The sequence below is a fragment of the Okeania sp. SIO2F4 genome, assembly GCF_010672385.1.
GTDB lineage: Bacteria > Cyanobacteriota > Cyanobacteriia > Cyanobacteriales > Microcoleaceae > Trichodesmium.
Map to the genome: position 1 here is coordinate 1 of NZ_JAAHGT010000647.1, position 5,691 is coordinate 5,691.

3 protein-coding genes are annotated in these 5,691 nt (G+C 38.4%); all 3 read left to right on the plus strand.

What is annotated here, in order from left to right:
• Window positions 1-362: 362 nt before the first annotated feature.
• Complete coding sequence (purE, locus tag F6K22_RS29525; RefSeq protein WP_293106337.1) at window positions 363-872, plus strand: 5-(carboxyamino)imidazole ribonucleotide mutase; 510 nt, start codon at window positions 363-365, stop codon at window positions 870-872.
• Window positions 873-1,071: 199 nt separating this feature from the next.
• Entirely contained in the window at window positions 1,072-2,538 is a 1,467-nt protein-coding gene (locus tag F6K22_RS29530) for an ammonium transporter (RefSeq protein ID WP_293106340.1), read from the plus strand.
• Window positions 2,539-3,792: 1,254 nt separating this feature from the next.
• Window positions 3,793-4,659, plus strand: coding sequence for an SGNH/GDSL hydrolase family protein (locus F6K22_RS29535; RefSeq protein ID WP_363274708.1), 867 nt, complete (start codon window positions 3,793-3,795; stop codon window positions 4,657-4,659).
• Window positions 4,660-5,691 lie beyond the last annotated feature (1,032 nt).

Sequence of the window (5,691 nt, forward strand, 5' to 3'; positions counted from 1 at the left end):
AAAGAGAAACAAATCAAGACAAATTTCACTTAAAAATCTAGGAATATGTGTACCGAACACCTCTGGTATCTACCAGATTTAAATTCCTTCAGATTTAAATTCCTTGAAGCACTACCGCTTTTAGATTTTAGTCATTATTTGCTCTCTTAAGACTTATTTGACAAACAGTCTCTAAATTAGAGTAAACCTAATAATTTCCTATGCAAAATTAATTACATATTCTATTTCTATAGATCTCCTGTTCCCTTTTCCCTGTTCCGTCTTCCCTCTCTCAACTTGAGGATTTATATAAAATTCTTTTATACCATTTGGTATAAAAGAAAAAACTAACTGCTAATTTCTGATAACTGATAACTAAATATATGAATCCCATAGTCGGAATTATAATGGGCAGTGACTCAGACTTGCCCACAATGAAAGAAGCGATCGCCATCTGCGAAGAATTTAACATTCCCTCCGAAGTTGCCATTGTCTCAGCTCACCGTACCCCCCAAAGAATGTTTGAATATGCCCAAACTGCCCATCAAAGAGGATTAAAAGTCATCATTGCCGGAGCAGGAGGGGCAGCACATTTACCTGGAATGGTCGCATCTTTAACGCCACTCCCAGTAATTGGTGTACCAGTACAAACCCGAACATTACAGGGAATAGACTCCTTATATTCTATAGTCCAAATGCCAGGAGGAATACCAGTAGCCACAGTAGCGATCGGCAATGCCAAAAATGCTGGCTTATTGGCAGTTCAAATATTAGCATCCCACCAACCAGAATTATTAAAACAAGTGCAAAAGTACCGCCAGACCCTAGCAGAATCAGTCATGGATAAACAAACTAAACTAGATCGGCTCGGATATCGAAAATATTTAACATAAACTTAACCACTATGCAAATATTTTATGCTAAAAAACTGACAAATACTTGCTATTGTTACTGGCAGAAACAGTTGTAGAAATACTTTCTATCCAACTACTTATAAATCAAAAATAGTAGTAATTGATACAGAAAATTAATACAACAATTAGTGCGATATTTTTTGCATTTGTAATCTAACTAATTAACTTGGTCTTAAAAATGACATCTAAACTAAAGTTTAGGAGCAACAGAACAAAAAACAGACGGTCATTATCAGTAAAATATAGCCGTTTCTTAGAACCGACAGCACTAATAGATCGGCTACGTCGGACAAAATGGTTTTCCCCCACTACATTAGCTTGCATACCTCTAGTATGTCTAATTATTGCTTTGTGGGCAGGAGCAGCAACCGCCCAAGACCAAGAGTTAACCCCAGAATATATAAAAGGGGTTTTAGATGCGATTTGGATTTTGGTAGCTTCAGTCTTTGTAATTTTTATGAATGCTGGTTTCGGAATGTTAGAAACAGGATTCTGTCGCCAGAAAAATGCAGTTAATATTCTGGCGAAAAATTTAATTGTATTTGCCCTAGCTACATTAGTCTACTGGTCTATTGGATTTTCCACAATGTTTGCTGGAGACCATCCCTTTATTGGTGGGGGTGGTTTTTTTCTAACTGGCGAATCTAGTACCTATGGACTAGATCCATTTCCTGCTGGTCTGCCAGTACCCATATTTTTCCTATTCCAAGCAGCTTTTGCTGCTACTGCTGCGACTATTGTGTCTGGTGCTGTAGCTGAAAGAATTGAATTTTCAGCCTTTCTATTTTTTAGCCTGTTAATTACAGGTATTTCATATCCTATTACTGGACATTGGATTTGGGGTAGTGGTGGTTGGCTAGGTGCAATGGGTTTCAAAGACTTTGCAGGTTCAACAGCAGTTCACTCAGTCGGTGGCTGGGCAGCATTGGTAGGAGCATATCTACTTGGACCTCGAATGGGCAAATATGATGAAAATAATCAACCCAGAGCTATTCCTGGCCATAACATGGGTTTTGCTACCTTGGGCTGTTTAATTCTTTGGATTGGTTGGTTTGGCTTTAACCCTGGTTCTCAACTAGCAGCAGATGAAAATGTGGTTTATATTGCCGTAACCACAAATTTAGGAGCTGCGGCAGGGGGTGCTACCGCAACTATTACATCTTGGTTGAAAGATAAGAAGCCAGACCTTTCAATGGTGATTAACGGGGTTTTGATTGGACTTGTAGGGGTGACAGCAGGTTGTGATGGCATATCTTATTTAGAAGCAGTAATTATTGGTGGTGTAGCTGGTATAATTGTTGTTTTCTCTGTTCCCTTCTTTGACAAGTTGAAAATTGATGACCCGGTAGGTGCCACATCAGTTCACTTGGTTGGTGGAATGTGGGGTACTTTAGCTGTTGGTATTTTTGTCGAAGGTGCTAATATCTTTACTCAAGCTATAGGTATTATTTCCGTTGGATTGTTTACAGTTATACTCTGCACTATTTTCTGGCTAGCTTTGAAGGCTACTGTGGGTATCCGTGTCCATCCAGAGCAAGAATATCAGGGTTTGGATATTTCTGAACATGGTATGGAAGCTTATAATGGCTTTGTAAAAGAACCTGATGCTCTTGGCACTGCTGTTTTTCACGATCACTCCCATTGAAATAGCCATATCAAGGTTCTGAAGTGGAAGTCGTGCCTACTATAGAATCCATTTGATAGCTATCTAGATAATATAGTTAAAGATAAGGATTAGGGGAGTAGGAATCATTTTTCTACCTTTTTCCCCTATTCTCTAAATGAATCTCCTGACTCGCCCCCTAGGATAGGTCTATACATTACAATGGATAATGGATAATTGATAATTAATCCCCAAAGGTTTAAAGCCTCTCATGAGCAAGGACAAAAAAGCGGTCGGCAAGCGGAGCATTCCGTAGGATGGGATGGCTAGGTCTCCCGCTCTTGACAGAGCCGCTGCCTCTTGCAGAGGAGCTGCGAAGTACGCAATTCAAGTCGCGTAGCGTTAACGCGCGTTGTGCGGAACGCTAAACGCGAGCCTCCAATCGACCAAGAGAGCGGTGGGAAAACGGAGCATTCCGTCACGATGGGATGGCTAGGTCTCCCGCTGTTGACAGAGCTGCTGCGCAATTCAAGTCGGCGACAGCCGAAACTTCATATCCAATCGACCAAGAGAAGAAATAATATTTCATTATATTCAATTGCGTAACAGTTTTAACCAGAGGTAATTATCCATTATTCATTATTCATTATCAATTAATGAACCACATCTTTAAACTTAAAATCAAACTTGACAAAAGAAAGAAGTTATGTATTTACCATCAATATGGATATTTCCCAACAGTAAATATATTGAATTAATTAGAGGCATTAGAGGCTTTTTAGTAATTTTGCTCCCAATCTCCCAATCAGAAAAGAGTTTCAAGACTTATGGGTAAAGCATAGTAGGGTAAGTAATTAGTTACCTTGAAAAAGAAAAAAGCTAAAAATTTAATTATACTTGAATAAAGTTAGTAACTTGATTTAACAAGCAAATACTTCCGCCCGGCCAAGAACTAAAATTTATCTTCGGATAAATGGTCTGATGTTAACCGACGTTAAATAATGGACGTCTCAGTTTCTATAGTGCGGGTTAGAGCAGGCTTCGAGCCTCCAAATTTAACTACTTGTCTTGTTGCTCTCAGCGAGACAATTCCTGCAAAAGTCATCACTTTAACTGGTAATACCATACAGATTCAAGGTTGATGACTTGCGCATTAGCTTCGAGTAAGTTAAATGTTGCACTAACAGGACTTACGCAGAACAACCATATATAGTAAGGGCAAACGGCAGTTTACCCCTACAGATAGTGTATAATTTAATATTTTGCGTAAGTCCTGACTAATTGAATTCAGCTACAGTGTTTACTTTCTCTAGAGATTTTCCAACATGGGTTTGGTGTTCTTTGGCTGGTAATGGGCTATTGTCATTGACAGTGGCCATGCTAATTGTAACTGATTACAAGTTGCCAGAAGACCCTCAAGCAAGTGCTACAATTACATCCACTACAACTAACAGTATTGAATCCAATAGACCAAGCCCACTATTTGGAGCAGCTCGAACAGAACTTCTGGCTATTGGGAGAAACCATAAATGGACTTATGAACAATGGGTGGAACAGTTGCAGCGAGAGGCGATCGCTGCGTCTAATAATCGTCCTGACCGTCTAACTGTTTTAGTAGGAGATTCTTTGAGTCTTTGGTTTCCCTCAAAACTTCTTCCCTGGGATAGAAATTGGTTAAATCAAGGAATTTCTGGAGAAACAACGGCCGGTCTATTGAAGAGATTGTATTTATTTGATAGTACCAGGCCAGAAACAATTTTTGTGATGATTGGGATTAACGATTTGGTACATGGGGTGGACGATTGGACAATTCTGGCAAATCAAAGAAGAATTATTCGTCAATTACGAGCTGTTCATCCAGGGAGTCAAATAGTTGTACAATCTATTTTGCCCCATAGTGGGGAGGCAGCTACCTGGGAAGGTCGCGATCGCCTCGTGCAACTATCCAACAGTCGCATCAGAAAAATTAATCGTGGTCTGAAAGCTTTAGCTGATAGTGAAGGGGCGTTCTTTTTAAATCTTCACCCACTATTTACAGATGCTCAAGGTTTTCTCCGATCTGAATTGAGTACCGATGGCCTACACTTGAATGATAAAGGTTATCAAGTTTGGAGTACAGCAATCAAAATGTACAGCAAAATTAGACTGGAAGAACCTGAGTAATTGAGTTATCAAAACTATAGTGAAACACTAGATTTAGAATTTGCTAGTCGAATTGGCGATAGATTGTCCCATCTATCTAGAGTTTGATCACCCTATTTTCATCAGAATAGATTTCTGCAATTTTAGCTATAGATGGGATGTAGAAAAAATACTATATATGGAAAGTTAAAACTATAGCGCAACAGTATATATAGGGTTTTCCCAGAAAATTGGCGACAGATTTTCCGATCTGTCTGATCTAGGTAGACTTTTGTGGCTCTAATTATTGCAATAAATCAATATCTGGAATTTTGGCTATAGATGGGATGTAGAAAAAATACTATATCTATATCTATATATATGGAGAGTTAAAACTATAGCGCAACAGTATATATAGGGTTTTCCCAGAAAATTGGCGACAGATTTTCCGATCTGTCTGATCTAGGTAGACTTTTGTGGCTCTAATTAGAGCAAGAAATTAATATCTGGAATTTTTGGCTGTAGATGAGATGTAGAAAAAATACTATATATGGAGAGTTAAAACTATAGCGCAACAGCATATCTAGGTTTTTTTCCGAAAATTGGCGATAGATTGTCCCATCTATCTAGAGTTTGATCACCCTATTTTCATTAGAATAGATTTCGAGAATTTTGGCTATAGGTAGAAAAAATACTATATATGGAGAGTTAAAACTATAGCGCAACACTATATCTGGGGTTTTTTCCGAAAATTGGCGATAGATTTTCCGATTTGTCTTGTCTAGGTGGACTTTTGTGGCTCTAATTAGAGCAAGAAATCAATATCTGGAATTTTTGGCTGTAGATGAGATGTAGAAAAAATACTATGTGTGGAGAGTTAAAACTATAGCGCAACAGTATATATAGGGTTTTCCCAGAAAATTGGCGACAGATTTTCCGAGCTGTCTGATCTAGGTAGACTTTTGTGGCTCTAATTATCGCAATAAATCAATATCTGGAATTTTGGCTGTGGATGAGATTTAGAAAAAATACTATATCTATATGTATGAAGAGTTAAAACTATAGCCCAAAGCT

Coding starts and splice junctions, on each gene's coding strand:
- purE (WP_293106337.1), top strand. CDS start 363: ATGAATCCCATAGTCGGAATTATAATGGGCAGTGACTCAGACTTGCCC.
- F6K22_RS29530 (WP_293106340.1), top strand. CDS start 1,072: ATGACATCTAAACTAAAGTTTAGGAGCAACAGAACAAAAAACAGACGG.